General features: G+C 61.7%; 17 protein-coding genes. 12 read left to right on the top strand and 5 right to left on the bottom strand.

The features are described 5' to 3' along the window. Positions 1 to 3 precede the first annotated feature (3 nt). From AC0L2D_RS14810 to AC0L2D_RS14800, 3 genes are read right to left on the bottom strand one after another with little or no spacing between them, the layout of a single operon-like run. Complete coding sequence (locus AC0L2D_RS14810; protein ID WP_473541413.1) at positions 4 to 1,398, bottom strand: DUF6513 domain-containing protein; 1,395 nt, start codon at positions 1,396 to 1,398, stop codon at positions 4 to 6. Beyond that, the gene (locus AC0L2D_RS14805) at positions 1,391 to 1,942 is read right to left on the bottom strand and encodes a flavoprotein (RefSeq protein WP_023810415.1); all 552 of its coding nucleotides are present in this window, start codon (positions 1,940 to 1,942) and stop codon (positions 1,391 to 1,393) included. Before AC0L2D_RS14805 ends, AC0L2D_RS14810 begins: the two co-directional genes overlap by 8 nt. A gap of 3 nt (positions 1,943 to 1,945) precedes the next feature. After that, positions 1,946 to 3,775 (bottom strand): (5-formylfuran-3-yl)methyl phosphate synthase, encoded by a 1,830-nt coding sequence (locus AC0L2D_RS14800; protein WP_473541412.1) that lies wholly within the window; start codon positions 3,773 to 3,775, stop codon positions 1,946 to 1,948. 250 nt (positions 3,776 to 4,025) lie between these two features. Between AC0L2D_RS14800 and AC0L2D_RS14795 the strand changes: the two genes are divergently transcribed. Genes AC0L2D_RS14795 through AC0L2D_RS14770 form a run of 6 tightly spaced genes read left to right on the top strand, consistent with a single transcriptional unit; the run spans position 4,026 to position 9,066 of the window. Beyond that, the gene (locus tag AC0L2D_RS14795; RefSeq protein ID WP_473541411.1) at positions 4,026 to 5,255 is read left to right on the top strand and encodes an ABC transporter substrate-binding protein; all 1,230 of its coding nucleotides are present in this window, start codon (positions 4,026 to 4,028) and stop codon (positions 5,253 to 5,255) included. Between the two features lie 21 nt (positions 5,256 to 5,276). After that, on the top strand, positions 5,277 to 6,248 hold the full coding sequence (locus AC0L2D_RS14790; protein WP_473541410.1) for a YVTN family beta-propeller repeat protein: 972 nt from the start codon (positions 5,277 to 5,279) through the stop codon (positions 6,246 to 6,248). Between the two features lie 29 nt (positions 6,249 to 6,277). Next, positions 6,278 to 6,721 (top strand): hypothetical protein, encoded by a 444-nt coding sequence (locus AC0L2D_RS14785; protein ID WP_473541409.1) that lies wholly within the window; start codon positions 6,278 to 6,280, stop codon positions 6,719 to 6,721. Positions 6,722 to 6,776: 55 nt separating this feature from the next. Further along, entirely contained in the window at positions 6,777 to 7,565 is a 789-nt protein-coding gene (locus tag AC0L2D_RS14780) for an ATP-binding cassette domain-containing protein (protein WP_473541408.1), read from the top strand. A gap of 11 nt (positions 7,566 to 7,576) precedes the next feature. Then, positions 7,577 to 8,437, top strand: a complete 861-nt coding sequence (locus tag AC0L2D_RS14775; RefSeq protein ID WP_473541448.1) for an ABC transporter permease — start codon at positions 7,577 to 7,579, stop codon at positions 8,435 to 8,437. Next, complete coding sequence (locus AC0L2D_RS14770; RefSeq protein ID WP_473541407.1) at positions 8,437 to 9,066, top strand: hypothetical protein; 630 nt, start codon at positions 8,437 to 8,439, stop codon at positions 9,064 to 9,066. Before AC0L2D_RS14775 ends, AC0L2D_RS14770 begins: the two co-directional genes overlap by 1 nt. 16 nt (positions 9,067 to 9,082) lie before the next feature. Here AC0L2D_RS14770 and AC0L2D_RS14765 read toward each other — a convergent pair whose 3' ends face one another. Then, on the bottom strand, positions 9,083 to 9,283 hold the full coding sequence (locus AC0L2D_RS14765; protein WP_032900686.1) for a hypothetical protein: 201 nt from the start codon (positions 9,281 to 9,283) through the stop codon (positions 9,083 to 9,085). 201 nt (positions 9,284 to 9,484) lie between these two features. Beyond that, a complete protein-coding gene (locus AC0L2D_RS14760) occupies positions 9,485 to 10,423 on the bottom strand; it encodes a LysR family transcriptional regulator (protein ID WP_473541406.1) in 939 nt (312 codons plus the stop codon). 124 nt (positions 10,424 to 10,547) lie between these two features. Here AC0L2D_RS14760 and AC0L2D_RS14755 point away from each other — a divergent pair, with 124 nt between their 5' ends. Genes AC0L2D_RS14755 through AC0L2D_RS14730 form a run of 6 tightly spaced genes read left to right on the top strand, consistent with a single transcriptional unit; the run spans position 10,548 to position 17,557 of the window. Continuing rightward, positions 10,548 to 11,594 (top strand): class 1 fructose-bisphosphatase, encoded by a 1,047-nt coding sequence (locus tag AC0L2D_RS14755; protein ID WP_013532052.1) that lies wholly within the window; start codon positions 10,548 to 10,550, stop codon positions 11,592 to 11,594. A gap of 8 nt (positions 11,595 to 11,602) precedes the next feature. After that, a complete protein-coding gene (locus AC0L2D_RS14750; RefSeq protein ID WP_013532053.1) occupies positions 11,603 to 12,475 on the top strand; it encodes a phosphoribulokinase in 873 nt (290 codons plus the stop codon). 10 nt (positions 12,476 to 12,485) lie between these two features. Beyond that, complete coding sequence (tkt, locus tag AC0L2D_RS14745) at positions 12,486 to 14,498, top strand: transketolase (RefSeq protein ID WP_024504379.1); 2,013 nt, start codon at positions 12,486 to 12,488, stop codon at positions 14,496 to 14,498. Positions 14,499 to 14,509: 11 nt separating this feature from the next. Continuing rightward, positions 14,510 to 15,589 (top strand): class II fructose-bisphosphate aldolase, encoded by a 1,080-nt coding sequence (fba, locus tag AC0L2D_RS14740; protein ID WP_013532055.1) that lies wholly within the window; start codon positions 14,510 to 14,512, stop codon positions 15,587 to 15,589. A gap of 21 nt (positions 15,590 to 15,610) precedes the next feature. Beyond that, entirely contained in the window at positions 15,611 to 17,104 is a 1,494-nt protein-coding gene (locus tag AC0L2D_RS14735; RefSeq protein WP_013532056.1) for a ribulose-bisphosphate carboxylase large subunit, read from the top strand. Between the two features lie 18 nt (positions 17,105 to 17,122). Further along, a complete protein-coding gene (locus AC0L2D_RS14730) occupies positions 17,123 to 17,557 on the top strand; it encodes a ribulose bisphosphate carboxylase small subunit (RefSeq protein WP_013532057.1) in 435 nt (144 codons plus the stop codon). Positions 17,558 to 17,559: the final 2 nt, after the last annotated feature.

Here is a 17,559-nt window from a genome sequence, read left to right as displayed (position 1 = left end):
GTCCTAGCGCTCTTTCCTTGCGCGGAGCGTCTTGCCCGGCTCGGCAAGACGGGTACGGTCGGTTTCGGGAGCCGGCACGGCAACGCCCCATGCGAGCGGCTCGTCCTGCACATAACGCTTGCCGAGGCGCCACGCGATCTCCGCTTTCATCAGTTCCGCGCCGAGGTAAAAAGCGTGTGCGCCGTCGGCGTTGACGTCCAGCCGGGCAAAAAGTTCGAACGCATCCGTGGCAACCGCATGCCCTTTGCTATTGAAAACATGGATGCCGTCCTCCGCTACCGCGATGCGGAAGTTGGCGTCGCGCACCTGGGCCGCCAATGCCTCGATATCGTCGGTGGAGGCTGTGAAAGGCTTGCGATCGTGGATCTGCAACAGCCCTGGGTGATAGCCGCGCGGCAACGCGCCGTCCGTGCAAGCAGCCAACATGACGCGGCGGGCGATATCGTGCTCCTCGATCGTGCGCACCGTGTGTGGGCTGACATGCACCGCCAGCACGTTTCGGATCCGGAGTTCCGAGCAGAGTCCCGTTAGAACGGCCGTAACGCCGGAACTGTCCGCATCGGTCAACTCGGTGAGATTGCCGGTGCCCATCAGCAATTCGACGTCAGGCCAGCGGCGCCGCGCCTCGATGAAGCGCCCGAGTGAAACGGCGAAGCCGAAATGGATAGGGTCGAGCACGGGATCGGCAATGAAGGCGACGCCGGCCTTTTGCGCGGCTTCGATGGCCCGGCCGAGCGAATCCAGATCGCCGGGGATGGACGGTATCAACACCGCCGTAGTCCTGTGATCGAAGATCAACGGCAGCGTGTTCTCATCGAGGCTGAGAAGATAGTCCGCGCCGGCGCGTGCCCCGATCGCCAGTTCGTCCACGCTGGCCGAATCGACGCTGACCATGAATCCCCGTGCCTTGAGCGCTCGCACAGCCTCCGCCAGCAACGGAAACGGCGTCTCCGGCAGGCAGCCCAGATCGATGACATCGGCGCCGGCCGCAGCCAGCATCGAGGCCCTCGCCATCAGCGCCTCGACCGACAGCATCGGCGCATCGACGATCTCGGCGAAGATGCGCATATCGTGACGCGTGAGATCCGGCGGTTTGCCCGCCCGGCCAAGGAAGGCTGGAAGGTCAGCGATCTCGTCGGGGCCGCGCACAAAGGGCACGCCGAAATGCTCCGACAGGTGCTCGACGTTTCCCCGATAGCGTCCGGGCAGGATAACGCGGTCGACGTCTCCTGTCAGAGTGAGCCGACGCTTCACAATGTCCTCGCTCATCAACGCGGCGACCTTGACGCCAACGTCGACGATTTCCCACGCGAATTCGGTTCTGCCCAGCCCGGCCAGCAGCCGTTCCAGCCGCGCCTTGGCCAGATGGCCGGTAAGAAAAACCAGCCGCTCAGCCATCGCTTGCGAGTTCGGCCTGGCGCCGTGTGAGCGAGGCTTCGAGATCAGCGAGCGACTCGACCACCTGGGTCCGCTCGAAACTCTTCAACTGCTCGGTATTTTCCAAGTCGATCCTGCGTGGATAGACCTTGACCAGCCCGTGCGGTGCCTGGGTTTCGAGTTCCGGCGCGGTGTCGCAAGCAAAGACGATGGCTGGCACACGGCACTTTCCCGCTTGGGCAAAGACATTGGTGGCGAGCGTGTCGGAAATGCCATGCACGCATTTGGCGACCGTGTTGGACGTGGCCGGCGCCACCACGACCGTGTGATAGACACCGTGGTAGAATTCGCCGACCGGGATCGCGCTTGCGGTCTTGTCGTGCAGCACGCGCGTCGTCTCCGGGAAATCAAGTTTAAGCTTGTACATGCGCAGCACTTCGTTGGCGGCCTTCGACACAAAGACATCGCAATGTTCGAGTTGGCGAACAAGTGCGAAGCTCTCCGTAAAAAAATGCCCGGAACCCGTCAAAACCCACGCCCAGCGCGGCACATGCAGCTTCACCATCGGCTATCCCGCCTTCTTTGCCGACGACCCTGTTGAAGCCACGATCCGGATGCCGGGCAGCTTGCCCAACGCGAGCATCGCGCCGGCCCCGGCAGCATCCTTCGGACCGGCGAGATGGAAATCAATGCCGTCGGGCAGCATGGCGGCAAAGCCCGGGTCGACAATGCCTCGGGCCCTCAGGCTATCAGCAGTATCATTGTCGAAGAATGCACCGGTCTGCTTGATAAGCAACAGCGCGTTTGCGCCAAGCTTGCCGGCAAGCCAGGCGGCCAGAGAATCGGAGGTAATGTCCCAGGAGGCCGGAACATCCAGCGCCGCCAGTGCCAGCGACGACGGCAGCCACACCGGAACCTTCCCCGCCTCCAATGCCCGCCCGATCTCGTCCAGCGACCGCGCAGGCGTTAGCCTTTCGTCCCGGTCGAGGATGACATGGCCGAACTGCTCCATGGCAAGGATCGCCATGGCATGAGCGGCGGTGTCGGAAAAATCCATGCGGGTCTGCGTCTCGCGCACATGATCGGCAAAGAGGCCGCCGCCGGGCACGATGACGATCGGCAGCCTGGAACCCGCCAGCGCTGCGATCCAGCTCTTCATCTCCGCCGCATGGGCCGTGCTGCCGCCAAGCTTGACGATGGCCCGTCGGAGCATTTCGGGGCGTTCCTGGCGCGGCCGGAAAACAACGCTTCGGTCTTTTCGGCCAGCAGTGCCGGAGGCAGCACCGCGTCCCGCCGATTGGCGCTTGCGTTCGATCTCGACGCCGACGCCGCCAGGCCCGAGCTCGAGCTTTTCCACCCTTACCGTGACGCGCACGACACGCTGGTTCTCCAGAACGTGCGCTGCCACCTGCTCGGCCAAAGCCTCGCTGAGCTGGACATGGCCCCGCGCGACGATGGTGCGAATGCCGTCCATGATGATGTCGTAGGAGAACACATGGCGCATGTCCTCGGGATGGTCGGTGATTTGCAGCACGTCGGCGGTCACATCAAAGCGCACTTTTTGAGTATGGCCATGCTCGAAGCTGTAGGCACCGATCTGGACCGGCAGAACAAAATCCCGCACAAAAATCCTGTCCGTGCCCAGTGCCGGATCGGTGTCCGGCGAATAGCCTCTCGCCGCCAACAGGCGATAGTCGATACTCGATTGACCACCGGTCCCGGATTGCGCCGGGATCAACTCGCGAATCTGCGAGACCGCCTCGGCGCTGATCGAACTGGTGCGACCGGAATGGCCACACAGCGCCCCCCGAAAGCCGAGAAAATCGGGAGCGAAAGGCAATAGGCGCGGAATATCCGGAGCTTCCAGCGATCCGCTCAGGCCGACCATCAGACCGAGCGATTTCGCTCGATCGACGAATCCCGGAATACGCTCCGGCGGCAGATGATCGAGTAGCCGGCCCTTCCCCTTTTGCGCGGTATCGACCATCACGCCGTGGAAGCGATGCCTGGCGAACATCGGCAGAAGCTCGAAGTCCGGCGCCAGATCGGCAAACAGCACGGCAATCAGCTTCGTTCGTGCGGCGAGCGGTTCGAGCGCCTGTGCGCAGGCAGATATATTTGCCGATGGAAAAAATCCGATCTTCACATAGTCGACGCCGGTCGCCGCGATCTCTTCGGCCTTGATGCGGATCGTTTCGGGTTCCATCGGCAGGTCGCCGCAGACAGCGCTGACCGGAGCCCGACCCGCGATGAACGAGATCGTTCGGAGCATGGTTTCCATGGACACCGCGCCCAGGGCTCCCGCCTTCGGGTCCTTCAGGTCGACGATATCGACACCTCCAGAAAGAGCGATCTCCGCCTCTTCAATGCCGGTGACGCTTGCCAGCATTCTGGTCATTTGAACAGTTTCTCCAGTTTGGAGGACAAGACGTTTTTATAGAGGAAGCCGATCCCCCTGCGCCACGCCTCGCCGGTGTTGCCATGCGAATCGACGCTGGCGACCTTCCGCACCGTTCTGGCAGGCGCGAAAAGTCGTCCTATAGGGTTTGATAAATTTTGCGGGTCGGCTAAGTTGATCATGGGCACCTTGACTTGGCGCGGGTCCGGCAACCGTCGAACCTTTGCGCAAGAATGGGTAATTACTATCGATGACGAGCGCGGTGCCAGGCACTCTCGCTGCCTTTTTGTGCTTTTTTTCCCTGACCGTCAACGTTTCCGACGCGACAGGCCAGGAAACGGTGGCGAAGCCGGAAAAAAAGACAGCTGAAATCAAGATAGGCTATTTGCGGGCCTACGCACCGCAATTGACGCTTTCCATGCTCGACCTGCCGCCACGTGACGAAGGTGTCGCCGGCGCCGAGGTGGCGATCGGCGACAACAATACGACTGGAAAGTTCACCAACCAGAAGTTCAGCCTCGACGTGACCGAGATCAAGCCCGACGGCGACGCGTTTCAGGCATTCGAAGGCATGATCGCCAAGGGCGACCGCTATGTGGTCGCCGATCTTTCAGCCAAACAATTGCTGTCGATCGCCGACATCGCCCGCGACAAAGGCGTGCTGATCTTCAACGTCGGCGCCACCGACGACAGCCTTCGCGAGGAGGACTGCCGCATCAACGTTTTCCATATCGCGCCGACGCGTAGCATGCTGGCCGATGGGCTGGCGCAGTATCTCATGGTGAAGAAGTGGCCGAATTGGGTGCTGCTCTATGGATCGCATGAGCAGGATCATCTCTACGCCGATGCGTTGCGCCGCGCGGCAACCCGCTTCGGCGGCCAGATCGTCGCCGAGAAGGAATTCAAGGATACCGGCACAGCCAGGCGCACCGACACCGGCGCCACGCAGATACAGCAGCAGATTTCCGTGTTCACGCAAGACCTGCCGGAGCATGACGTGGTGCTTGTCGCCGACGAAAGCGAGGTTTTCGGCACCTACGTGCCCTACCGCACCTGGACGCCGCGGCTGGTCGCCGGCACGGCCGGTCTGGTTGCATCGTCGTGGCATCCCGCCAGCGAACAATGGGGCGGCATCCAGATGCAGAGCCGCTTCCTGAAGACGACGAGCCGGCGGATGCTCTCCAAGGACATGTCGGCCTGGACGGCGGTGCGTGCCGTCGGCGAGGCCACCACGCGCACCAAGGGCGACGATGCGAAAAAGATCAGCGACTACATGCGCTCTGACGATTTTTCGGTTGCTGCTTTCAAGGGGCAGAAGCTGACCTTCCGCAAATGGAATCTCCAGCTTCGCCAGCCGATCTTGCTTGGCGACACCAAGTCGGTCGTCTCGACATCGCCACAAGAGGGCTATCTTCACCAGGTCTCCGAACTCGACACGCTCGGTGTCGATCAGCCGGAAACGAAATGCGCTCTCAAGTAGAGTCAATCGGGAGGAATTTGCGTGCAGAAACGAGCTTGCGCATTCGCCATTCTCGCGGCCGGCCTGACGGCCAGTCCGGCATCGGCCTATACGGCCTACGTTTCCAATGAGAAGGACAACACGATGACCGTCGTCGACACGGCGACGATGCAGGTGGTGAAGACCGTCGAAGTGGGCCAGAGGCCACGCGGCATCACCATCTCGCATGACGGCAAATTCGTCTATCTATGCGCCAGCGATGACGATACGGTCCAGATCATCGATACCGCGACGCTTGAAATCGTCGGCACGCTGCCATCCGGCCCCGATCCCGAATTGTTCGTGCTCTCGCCGGACGGCAAGACGCTTTATGTCGCCAATGAGGACGATAATCTCGTCACCGCCATAGACGTCGAAAGCAAGCAGGTCCTGGCCGAGATTCCAGTCGGCGTGGAACCGGAAGGCATGGGTGTCAGCCCCGATGGCAAGACCATGGTCAATACCTCGGAAACCACCAGCATGGCGCATTTCATCGACACCGGCACGCATGAGGTGACCGACAATGTGCTGGTCGACACGCGCCCGCGCTTCGCCGAATTCAAGCCCGACGGCTCGCAGGTCTGGGTCAGCGCCGAGGTCGGCGGCACCGTCAGCGTCATCGACAACGCCAAACGCGAAGTGGTGAAGAAGATCCAGTTCGCGATTCAGGGACTGCGGGCCGAAACCATCCAGCCGGTAGGCATCGCCATCAGCGCCGATGGCAAGAAAACCTATGTCGCGCTCGGCCCGGCGAACCATGTCGCGGTGATCAATACCGACACCTACGAGGTGGAGAAATACATCCTCGTCGGCCAGCGCGTCTGGCATCTGGCCTTCACGCCCGACCAGAAAACGCTGATCACCACGAATGGCAATTCCAACGATATTACCTTCATCGACACGGCCACCGACGAGCCGGTCCAATCGCTCACCGTGGGCCAGCAGCCCTGGGGTGTGGTCATTTCGCCCAAATAGAAGACATTGATCATCGGGAGGCTCAAGACATGAAACTTTTCCGCAGGTTTTTCTTCGCCGCGCTCGCCGGATTTGTCCTTGCTCCGATCGGAGCAAGCGCCGACGATGCAACGCCAAAACCGTCGCGTGCCAGCAAGAACCTGCCGGAATTGATTATCGGTTCGGCCGATTCCACTTACGCCGTCAATCAGAAGGACTTCGAGCTGATCGCCGGCCAGGGGTATCGCTGGAAGATCACCTCCAAAGGCGGTTTCGAATACAAGTTCGTGACCGACCTCTTCCGCAATGTCTGGATGGACCAGATCGTCATCAACGATTTGGAAGTGCATATGGACGGCGGACCAGCCTGGCTGGAATTCGACGATGCGGGAACGATCCAGGTGCAGTTCCATACTGTTCGCCCGGGCGAATATAGCTGGTCGGTTCCCGACCTCGCCGACAAGGGACTGAAGGGCAAGATTACGATCAAGTGAGACAAAGGCGATCAGGGCGCCATATAGCCAACGCGTCCTGAAGGAGCGACCCGGCATGCAGCATATGAGGACAAGCGGACCGGGAGACGAGGTGGCGGCGCTCGATGTCGGTGCCGTCAGCCATTCCTATGGCCAGAAGCGGGCGCTCAACGACGTCTCCTTCTCGATCGCGCCGGCGACTTTCACCGTTCTGCTCGGCCTCAACGGGGCCGGCAAGACAACGCTGTTCTCACTGATAAGCCACCTCTACGACACGCGTCACGGATCGATCCGCATCTTCGGCCATGACATTCGCCGCGCGTCCGGCGAAGCGCTCAGACGGGTCGGCATCGTGTTCCAGGCACGCACGCTCGACCTCGACCTCAGCGTCTACCAGAATCTCTCCTACCACGCCTCGCTGCATGGCATTGGCGGACGCGAAGCTCGCCAGCGCATTGCCGCGCTGCTTGAAACGGTCGACATGCAGGGCCGCCAGCATGACAAGGCACGCAGCCTCTCCGGCGGCCAGATGCGGCGTATCGAAATCGCCAGGGCGCTGCTTCACCGACCTTCCCTGCTCCTGCTTGACGAGGCGACCGTCGGCCTCGACATCGAGTCTCGCGCGGGCATCCTCGCCACCATCCGCAAGCTCGTCCAGGCCGAGGGCATCGGCGTGCTCTGGGCCACGCATCTGATCGACGAAGTCGAAGACGCCGACCATGTCGTCATACTGCGGCGGGGTGACCTGGTCGCGAGCGGCAAGGTATCGGATGTGATCCGTGCGAACGGCGGAAATTCGATTCGCGAAACCTTCTCGAAGCTCAGCCGCGTCGATGCGGCGGGCATGGCGGAGACGTCACCATGAGCGCTCCCGCGATGCCCGGAAAGGTCGCAGGCATCATACCGGTGCGGTCTGAGCCATTCGGCCTGCGCCACTATCTCATTTGCCTGAAAGGCGTCGTCCTGCGCGAGTGCCTGCGCTTCCTGCACCAGCGCGAACGCTTCATTTCCTCGCTGGTCCGGCCGCTCGTCTGGCTGTTCATCTTCGCCGCCGGCTTTCGCCAGGTGCTCGGCGTGTCGATCATCCCGCCCTACAAGACCTATGTGCTCTACGAGGTCTATATCACGCCGGGCCTTTGCGGCATGATCCTGCTGTTTTCCGGCATGCAGTCTTCACTGTCGATGGTCTACGACCGCGAGATGGGCAACATGCGCATTCTGCTGGTCAGCCCGTTTCCGCGCTGGTTCCTGCTGGTGTCGAAGATGCTGGCCGGTGTGGCCGTATCGATCGTGCAGGTCTACGCGTTCCTGATCGTTGCCTGGTTGTGGGGCGTCAAAGCGCCGCCACTCGGCTATCTCTATGTTCTGCCGGCACTGTTCCTGTCGGGCATGATGCTTTGCGCGCTCGGCATGCTCTTGTCTTCGCTGATCAAGCAGCTTGAAAACTTCGCCGGCATCATGAACTTCGTCATCTTTCCCGGCTATTTCGCGTCTCCGGCGCTGTATCCCTTGTGGCGCATCCAGGAGGCGAGCCCCCTGCTCTACAAGATCTGCCTCTGCAACCCGTTCACCTATGCCGTCGAACTGATCCGTTTTGCCTTCTACGGGCAGATCGAATGGCTGTCGCTGGGCGTCGTCGCCGGCTGCACGCTGCTGTTTCTGGGCGGCGCCATCATCGCATACGACCCTTCGCGCGGTTTGGTGATCCGCAAACAGGACACGGGAGGAAACGCCTGATGGCGCGAATGAGGCTTGCTCACACTCTGGTTCTAGTCGCCACGCTTGCCTCGATGGGGGGCGCCGGCGCGGCAAACACCGATCCCGACTGGCCCTGCATACAGCGTAAGGTGCCACAGCTCTCGCTTGGCCAGATCTGGAATGGGCCGGAGCTTCCTGCGACCGCGAAGGATTGGGCGAAGGATCCCGGCGTGTCGGCGCTTGTCGATGCGGTGGCGGCCCGGCGGACGCCGATTGCGCAAGCCCAGAAGGAGATCAAGGATTTTGCGACTTCCTTGCCGCCCGAGCAGGTCGCACCAAAAATGACGATGCTGGTGCAGGGAATGTTCGATCACATGGACGCCGAGCGTTCGCACGTGATCTCCGGCATCTCCCGCTATGCCCACAAACAGCTGGAAATGGCGGCGCAGTTGCGCAAGGAAGCATCCGAAGTCGACGCGCTGCGCGCCAAGGCCGATGCAGATCCGGACAATGTCGAACGGCGAACCGACCAGCTGAATTTCGCGACGCGAATTTTCCACGAACGCGTCCAGTCGCTGACTTATGTCTGCGATGTGCCGACGATAATCGAGCAGCGGCTTTATCAGTTGTCGAAGACTGTCTCGGAAACGCTCGTCGTGAAGAAATAGACCTTGGCCGCCTGTCTCATGACTCCCTGCCAGGCAGCACACGCCAGCGCTGCACGAAATAACCGGGATGCGTCTCGATCCACCTCGCCACCAGCGGCTGCGCCTGCATGAAGGCAGTTCCGGGATTCATCGCCAGACCGTCTACCATTTCTTCGCGTTGTTCGCAGGTCCGCGGTACATCCGTCAGGCAGACCATCATAACGAGTGTGTAAAGCATTACCCCTTTTCCCCATCGAATTCCCGAACCCTACCCGGGAGGTTTCCGAACAGTCTGCAGGGGTTGCACATACAGATCGCCTACGGGTGTGAAAGGACGCGGCCCCCGCTCTTTCGCACTGCAACATAACATATCGCTTATATAACACCAACGATCGCGGGCGTTCTCCACCGGACTTTCATCCGTTGCGTTCGTGCGATGTCATCCCGCCTTGTCTGGATACAGCTTTCCGAAAAGGGGCAGGTACATCGCGCCCTTGCGCATCAGGAAATCGTTGAACGTAGCCATCGCCGGCGAGATTGCGTGATCGGTTCGCATCACCGAGAACCATTGCCGGCGGATCGGCATGCCGACAACATCGAGGATGACAAGCCGGCCTGCTTCGGTTTCCGCAGCGATGGTGTGGGCAGAGATGAAGGCGATGCCCAGTCCAGCCATCACCGCCTGCTTGATCGTTTCGTTCGAGGCCATCTCGACACCGAGGTCGTCGATGCGCCCAGGCACGTCGCTCAGGAATATTTCCAACGAGATGCGGGTTCCGGAGCCGGGCTCGCGAATAAGGAAATGCTCCTCCGCGATCCGCTCCTTGGAGATATCGCGTGCCCCCACCAAGGGATGGTCGGGCGGCGCGATGATGACCAGCGGGTGATCGCCGAAGACCGAAGCACGCACGGGAACCTCTTTCGCCGGACGCCCCATCAGCGCGATATCGATGTCGTGGTTCCTGAGGTTGTCGATCGTCTGGGCACGGTTGCCGATGGCAAGCCGCATGTCGATGTCGGGATGGTCCTTCATGAACGCAGCCATCAGCCGCGGCGCGAAATATTTGGCGGTGGAAACGACACCGAGCCTCAAGCTGCCGGTGCGTACGCCTTTGATGGCATCCATCTTGTCTCCGAGCAAACCGAGATGCTCCTCGATAGCCTGCCCCGTCTCGAAGAAAGCCAGACCTGCGGCAGTGGGACGCATGCCGTCCGATGTTCGGTCGAACAGAGCCAACTGGAATTCTTCCTCCACTTGCCGCAGTTGGATTGTCAGAGCTGGAGGAGACAGACCTAACATCTTGGCCGCGCTGACAATTTTGCCGCACTTGATGATTGCCTGGACGGTCTTGAAATGCTTGAGCGTGAGGTTCCTCATGGGGCATACTAAATTATTTTTACTGGCTAAGTAAAGTTATTGAATTTTACTTATCTCGCGACGTTTGTTTCCATTCCTCCAGTCCAGCCGCTCCGAGGAGATGCGGCCGGACCGGGAGGTTACGATGCCAGCGGCAACGCTCGACGCTTTTCTGAACTCCTATCTCGGCCAGCCAGACGAATTCCGCTCGGCCGTTGTGACGACCGTCCGTCAGTTGACACAGGCCGCCATCAAGGTCCGCAACACCATCAACCAAGGGGTGCTCGGCGCCGCCTTTGCCGAGACCCGTGGCGCCAATGCCGACGGCGACGTCCAGAAGGATCTCGACGTCTTCTCCGACGACATCTTCCTCGACGCCATGCGCCGTGCGCCGGTGGCGCTTTACGCCTCCGAGGAGCTGGAGCAGCCAGTCCTGCTCGACAGGCAAGCGCCACTCGCCATTGCGATCGACCCGCTCGACGGCTCTTCCAACATCGACACCAACGTGTCGATCGGAACGATCTTCTCGCTCCTGACCGCAACTGGCGCGCCGGACGCTGATCCGGCCGCCTCTTTCTTGCAGGCGGGCGTGAACCAGCTAGGCGCCGGTTTCTTCATCTATGGGCCGCAGCTGGCACTCGTCCTGTCGCTCGGCAGCGGCACGCATGTCTTCGTCTTCTCGACAAGGCTCGGCACCTTCGTCCAGGCCTATGAAAGCCGGATCATTCCGCAACGCACTCAGGAGTTCGCCATCAACGCCGCCAACTACCGGCACTGGGACGAGGCTGTGCGGCTCTATGTCGACGACTGCCTGGAGGGCACCGAAGGACCGCGCGAGAAGGATTTCAACATGCGCTGGATCGCCTCTCTGGTCGCCGACTGTTACCGCATATTGATGCGCGGCGGCGTTTTTCTCTACCCCGGCGATCGGCGCAAGGGCTATGGTCAGGGACGGCTGCGCCTCGTCTACGAGGCCAACCCGATCGCCTATCTCATAGAGCAGGCTGGTGGTGCCGCCACCGACGCGATCACCCGCATCCTGGAAATCGAGCCCGAGAGCCTGCATCAGCGCGTGCCGATGATCTTCGGGTCGGCGCGGGAAGTCGCGCGCATCACGCGCTACCACACAGAGCCGAGCAACATCGGTGAGCGTGCGCCGCTGTTCAGCCGCCGCGGCCTGTTCAGAGCCTGAGCTGCACCATGTCAGCCAAGCACCCCATCATCACCATCACCGGGTCGTCGGGCGCCGGCACGACCTCGGTCAAGCGCATCTTCGAGCTGATTTTCCGGCGCGAGAACATCGAGGCCGCTTTCATCGAAGGCGACGCATTTCACCGCTACGACCGCGCTGCGATGAAGGCAAAGGTGGCCGAGGAGGAAAAGGCCGGCAACCCGAACTTCACCCATTTCAATGCCGCGGCCAACGAACTCGGAATTCTCGAAGAGGTGTTCGCGGAATATGGCCGCCGCGGAACCGGCAAGACCCGCACCTACATTCATGATGAGGAAGAGGAAAAGCAGCACGGCACGCCACCGGGAACCTTTACCGAATGGCGCGAATTCGCTCCCAGCGACCTGCTCTTCTACGAGGGGCTGCACGGCTGTGTCGTCACCGACACGATCAATCTGGCCAAGCATGCGGATCTCAAGATCGGCGTCGTGCCGGTCATCAATCTCGAATGGATCCAGAAGATCCATCGCGACCGTTCGACACGCGGCTATTCCACCGAGGCGGTGATGGACGTGATCCTGCGCCGGATGCCCGACTATGTCCGCTACATTGTCCCGCAATTCTCGCAGACCGCCATCAACTTCCAGCGCGTGCCGATCGTCGATACGTCCAACCCGTTCATCGCGCGCTGGATTCCGACACCCGACGAATCGATGCTGGTTATCCGCTTCGCCAATCCGCGCGGCATCGATTTTCCGTATCTGCTGTCGATGATCCACGACTCGTTCATGTCGCGGCCAAATTCCATCGTGGTGCCAGGCAACAAGCTCGATCTTGCCATGCAGCTGATCCTGACGCCGCTCATCCTGCAATTGGTTGAACGCAAGAGCCGTGTGTCGTGAGGAGGATGCAATGACCAGCCAAACAGCACTGAAGCCCGTCACCACAACCGCTCCCGTCTCGGAGCGCGAGATGGCGAACGCCATTCGCGCGCTGGCGATGGACAGCGTCCAAAAGGCGAATTCGGGTCATCCCGGCATGCCGATGGGCATGGCCGATGTCGCAACGGTGCTGTTCAACCGCTTCATCAATATCGATCCGTCGAGACCGGACTGGCCCGACCGTGACCGTTTCGTGCTTTCAGCCGGCCACGGCTCGATGCTGCAATACGCGCTGCATCATCTGCTCGGCTACGAAGACATGCAGGTCGAGGAATTGCAGCGATTTCGGCAGCTGGGCAGCCGCACCGCCGGACATCCGGAATACGGCCATGCGCTTGGCGTGGAGACCACCACCGGACCGCTTGGACAGGGCATTTCCACGGCGGTCGGCATGGCGCTGGCGGAACGCATGCTTGCCGCCCGCTACGGTGCCGATCTGGTCGATCATCATACCTATGTGATTGCGGGCGACGGCTGCCTTCAGGAGGGAATCAGTCACGAGGCGATAGACCTCGCTGGTCACCTGAAGCTTTCCCGCCTGATTGTCTTCTGGGACGACAATGCGATTTCCATTGACGGGCCGACCTCCCTCTCCACGTCGATGGACCAGCCGGCGCGCTTCAAGGCCGCCGGCTGGGATGTCCAAAGTGTCGCCGGGCACGACATGGCAGCAGTCGCCGCGGCAATCGAGGCGGCGCGGCGGTCGGATCGGCCATCGCTGATTGCCTGCCGCACAGTGATCGGCATGGGTGCCCCCAATCTCGGCGGTTCGGAAAAGACGCACGGCGCACCGCTGGGTGAAGCAGAGATCGCCGCGACACGCGAAAACATCGGCTGGGCCCACGCGCCGTTCGAGGTGCCGGATGATATCCTTTTCGCCTGGCGCGAGATTGCCGGTCGCGGCGAAGCGATGCGGCGCGCCTGGGAGCAGCGGCTTGCCGCCTCGCCGCGACGCGAGGCTTTTGAAAACGCCGTCGCCGCCGAACTGGCCGACACGGTCTTCGACGCGCTCGAAGCCTTTCGTCGCGAACATGTCGAGAAGGCAACCAAGGTGGCGACGCGAAAAGCCTCCGAAATGGTGCTGGAGGCCATCAACGGCGCAACGGAATTGACCGTCGGCGGCTCGGCCGATCTGACGCACTCGAATCTGACGATCACCAAGGGCATGAACCGCATTGCGCCGAGTGACTATGCCGGCCGCTACATTCACTACGGCATTCGTGAACACGGCATGGCGGCCGCCATGAACGGCATCGCGCTGCATGGAGGGTTCGTGCCTTATGGCGGTACGTTCCTGTGCTTCGCCGATTATGCGCGCGGCGCGATGCGGCTCTCGGCGCTCATGGGCCAGCGCGTCATCTATGTGATGACACACGATTCCATCGGCCTCGGCGAGGACGGTCCGACGCACCAGCCGGTCGAGCACCTGGCGATGCTGCGTGCCACGCCCAATCTCAACGTCTTCCGTCCGGCGGATGTCATCGAAACGGCGGAGTGCTGGGAACTCGCGCTGAAGAGCAAGGATCGGCCGAGCGTCCTGGTGCTGTCGCGCCAGAACCTGCCGATGCTGCGTCGGTCGCACAGTGACGAGAACCGCTCCCGCCAAGGTGCCTACGTCCTGCGCGAACCAGCCGAGCACCGTGCCGTCACCCTGATCGCCACCGGCTCGGAGGTCGAGATCGCGGTTGCTGCCGCCGAAAGGCTGGAGACCGAGCATGGTGTCGCCGCCGCCGTCGTGTCGATGCCGTGCTGGGAGCTTTTCGAGGAGCAGGAAAGCGCCACCCGCAAGGCCGTCCTCGGCTCGGCGCCGCGCGTCGCGGTCGAAGCGGCAGCCCGGCTGGGCTGGGACCGCTGGATCGGCGAGACCGGCGCTTTCGTCGGCATGACCGGCTTCGGCGCCAGCGCCCCTGCCCCCGACCTCTACCGGCATTTCAACATAACGTCCGAAGCGGTTGCTGCAGCGGCGCTGAAGCTCATCATCTAGGAGGATTCACAATGGCTCGCATCACCCTTCGCCAGCTTCTCGACCATGCCGCCGAGCACGGCTACGGCGTACCGGCATTCAACATCAACAACATGGAACAGGGCCTCGCCATCATGGAAGCGGCCAAGGCCTGCGACGCGCCTGTCATCATCCAGGCTTCGCGTGGCGCCCGGTCCTATGCCAACGACATCATGCTGGCCAAGATGATGGAGGCGCTGACCGAAATCCACCCAACCATCCCGCTATGCATCCATCAAGACCACGGCAACAGCGAGGCCACCTGCCTTTCCGCGATCCGCCACGGCTTCACCTCGGTGATGATGGACGGATCCTTGATGGCGGACGCCAAGACGCCGGCAAGCTACGACTACAACGTCGCCATAACCGAACGCGTCGCACGTATGGCGCATTGGGTCGGCGCTTCCGTCGAAGGCGAACTGGGCGTGCTCGGCTCGCTGGAAACCGGCCAAGGCGAGGCCGAGGATGGCCACGGCGCCGAGGGCGCGCTCTCCCACGACCAGCTCCTGACCGATCCCGATCAGGCGGTCGACTTCGTGACCGCAACCCAAGTCGACGCGCTGGCGATTGCCTGCGGCACCTCGCACGGTGCCTACAAATTCACCCGCAAGCCGGACGGCGACATCCTGGCCATGCAGGTGATCGAGGCGATCCACGAGAAGCTGCCCAACACGCATCTGGTCATGCACGGCTCTTCCTCTGTGCCGCAGGAGTTGCAGGACATCATCAACAGATACGGCGGCGAGATGCCCCAGACTTTTGGCGTCCCGGTCGAGGAGATCGAGCGCGGCATCCGCTACGGCGTGCGCAAGGTCAATATCGACACCGATTGCCGCATGGCCATGGCCGGGCAGTTCCGCCGCGTCGCGACGGAAGACCCGCGCGAGTTCGACCCCCGCAAATTCCTGAAGCCCGCCATGGATGCCTTGCGCGACCTTTGCCGGGACCGCTTCGAGCGTTTCGGCACGGCGTCCAACGCCTCGAAGATCAAGGTCATCGCCATGGACGAGATGGCGAAACGTTACGCCGCGGGAAAACTCGACCCCCAAATCGCAACCGCGAAAGCCGCCTGAGCAACAAACAGGAGACCTGTCATGAACAAGATCGACATACTGCCAGCGGGGACGCTCAAGGAAGGCAAGGAGCGCTACAAGTCAGGGGTCATCCCCTACAAGAAGATGGGCTACTGGGAGCCTGACTACAGGCCCAAGGAAACCGATCTGATCGCCATGTTCCGGATCACGCCGCAACCCGGTGTCGACCACGAGGAGGCGGCAGCCGCCATCGCCGGTGAATCCTCCACCGCGACGTGGACCGTGGTGTGGACCGACCGGCTGACAGCTTGCGAGCTCTATCGCGCCAAGGCGTTCAGATCCGAGCCGGTGCCGAACACCGGTCCCGGAACCAAGACCGAGCAACAGTACTTCGCCTACATCGCCTACGACCTCGACCTGTTCGAGCCGGGCTCGATCGCCAACCTGACCGCATCGATCATCGGCAATGTGTTCGGCTTCAAGGCAGTCAAGGCTTTGCGGCTGGAAGACATGCGTATCCCGGTGGCGTATCTCAAAACTTTCCAGGGGCCGGCGACCGGCATCGTGGTGGAGCGTGAGCGGCTCGACAAGTTCGGCCGGCCGCTGCTCGGCGCGACGACGAAGCCGAAGCTTGGCCTGTCGGGACGCAATTACGGGCGCGTCGTTTATGAAGCGCTGAAGGGCGGCCTCGACTTCGTCAAGGACGACGAGAACATCAACTCGCAGCCCTTCATGCATTGGCGCGACCGCTTCCTCTACTGCATGGAGGCCGTGAACAAGGCGTCGGCCGCCACCGGCGAGGTCAAAGGCCATTATCTCAACGTCACCGCCGGCACGATGGAGGAGATGTACGAGCGCGCCGAATTCGCCAAGCAACTTGGCTCCTGCATTGTGATGATCGATCTGGTCATCGGCTACACGGCGATCCAGTCGATGGCCAAGTGGGCACGCCGCAACGACATGATCCTGCACCTGCACCGTGCCGGCAACTCGACCTATTCGCGCCAGAAGAACCACGGCATGAATTTCCGCGTCATCTGCAAATGGATGCGCATGGCCGGCGTCGACCACATCCATGCCGGCACGGTGGTCGGCAAGCTGGAAGGCGACCCGCTCATGATCAAGGGATTTTATGACACGCTGCGCGAGGAGCGCACGCCGCAGAACCTCGAAACCGGGCTGTTCTTCGATCAGGAATGGGCCTCGCTCAACAAGGTGATGCCCGTTGCCTCGGGCGGCATCCATGCCGGCCAGATGCACCAGTTGATCCACTATCTCGGCGAGGATGTCATCCTGCAGTTCGGCGGCGGCACGATCGGCCATCCGGACGGTATCCAGGCAGGCGCGACGGCCAATCGCGTCGCCTTGGAAGCGATGATCCTGGCCCGCAACGAGGGGCGCGATTATTTGCGCGAAGGGACCAAGATCCTCGAACAGGCGGCCAGATGGTGCACGCCGCTGAAGGCTGCCCTGGAGACCTGGAAGGACGTCACCTTCAACTACGAATCGACCGACACGGCCGACTTCGTGCCAACCGCAACGCCCAGCTTCTAGACGAAAGGAACCGTCGTCATGATGACCAATCCGGGAAACAAGGTCACACAGGGGCAGTTCTCGTTCCTGCCCGACCTGACCGACGAGCAGATTTCGGCGCAGATCAAATACGCGCTGAAGAACCATTGGGCGGTCAGCGTCGAGTACACGGACGATCCGCATCCGCGAAACACCTATTGGGAAATGTACGGCAACCCCATGTTCGACTTGAAAGATCCGGCGGGCATACTGCTCGAGGTCAATGCTTGCCGGAAAGCCTGTCCGAACATGTATGTGCGGGTAACCGCCTTCGATTCGACCAAGGGCTGGGAAGCGCCGCGCATGTCGTTCATTGTCAACCGGCCGCCTAGCGAACCCGGGTTCCGGCTGCTGCGCCAGGAGCGTGACGGCCGCAGCCAGGGTTATTCGATCGTGCCTTATGCGACCGACAGGCCCGAGGGCGAGCGGAGCTAGCC

This window comes from Mesorhizobium sp. WSM4833 (assembly GCF_055811095.1).
This window is presented reverse-complemented; position numbering and strand designations above follow the sequence as displayed.

Excerpts from the sequence above, each read along its gene's own strand:
- AC0L2D_RS14810 (WP_473541413.1), bottom strand. The coding sequence starts at position 1,398 with ATGGCTGAGCGGCTGGTTTTTCTTACCGGCCATCTGGCCAAGGCGCGG.
- AC0L2D_RS14805 (WP_023810415.1), bottom strand. The coding sequence starts at position 1,942 with ATGGTGAAGCTGCATGTGCCGCGCTGGGCGTGGGTTTTGACGGGTTCC.
- AC0L2D_RS14800 (WP_473541412.1), bottom strand. The coding sequence starts at position 3,775 with ATGACCAGAATGCTGGCAAGCGTCACCGGCATTGAAGAGGCGGAGATC.
- AC0L2D_RS14795 (WP_473541411.1), top strand. The coding sequence starts at position 4,026 with ATGACGAGCGCGGTGCCAGGCACTCTCGCTGCCTTTTTGTGCTTTTTT.
- AC0L2D_RS14785 (WP_473541409.1), top strand. The coding sequence starts at position 6,278 with ATGAAACTTTTCCGCAGGTTTTTCTTCGCCGCGCTCGCCGGATTTGTC.
- AC0L2D_RS14780 (WP_473541408.1), top strand. The coding sequence starts at position 6,777 with ATGCAGCATATGAGGACAAGCGGACCGGGAGACGAGGTGGCGGCGCTC.
- AC0L2D_RS14775 (WP_473541448.1), top strand. The coding sequence starts at position 7,577 with ATGCCCGGAAAGGTCGCAGGCATCATACCGGTGCGGTCTGAGCCATTC.
- AC0L2D_RS14770 (WP_473541407.1), top strand. The coding sequence starts at position 8,437 with ATGGCGCGAATGAGGCTTGCTCACACTCTGGTTCTAGTCGCCACGCTT.
- AC0L2D_RS14765 (WP_032900686.1), bottom strand. The coding sequence starts at position 9,283 with ATGCTTTACACACTCGTTATGATGGTCTGCCTGACGGATGTACCGCGG.
- AC0L2D_RS14760 (WP_473541406.1), bottom strand. The coding sequence starts at position 10,423 with ATGAGGAACCTCACGCTCAAGCATTTCAAGACCGTCCAGGCAATCATC.
- AC0L2D_RS14755 (WP_013532052.1), top strand. The coding sequence starts at position 10,548 with ATGCCAGCGGCAACGCTCGACGCTTTTCTGAACTCCTATCTCGGCCAG.
- AC0L2D_RS14750 (WP_013532053.1), top strand. The coding sequence starts at position 11,603 with ATGTCAGCCAAGCACCCCATCATCACCATCACCGGGTCGTCGGGCGCC.
- tkt (WP_024504379.1), top strand. The coding sequence starts at position 12,486 with ATGACCAGCCAAACAGCACTGAAGCCCGTCACCACAACCGCTCCCGTC.
- fba (WP_013532055.1), top strand. The coding sequence starts at position 14,510 with ATGGCTCGCATCACCCTTCGCCAGCTTCTCGACCATGCCGCCGAGCAC.
- AC0L2D_RS14735 (WP_013532056.1), top strand. The coding sequence starts at position 15,611 with ATGAACAAGATCGACATACTGCCAGCGGGGACGCTCAAGGAAGGCAAG.
- AC0L2D_RS14730 (WP_013532057.1), top strand. The coding sequence starts at position 17,123 with ATGATGACCAATCCGGGAAACAAGGTCACACAGGGGCAGTTCTCGTTC.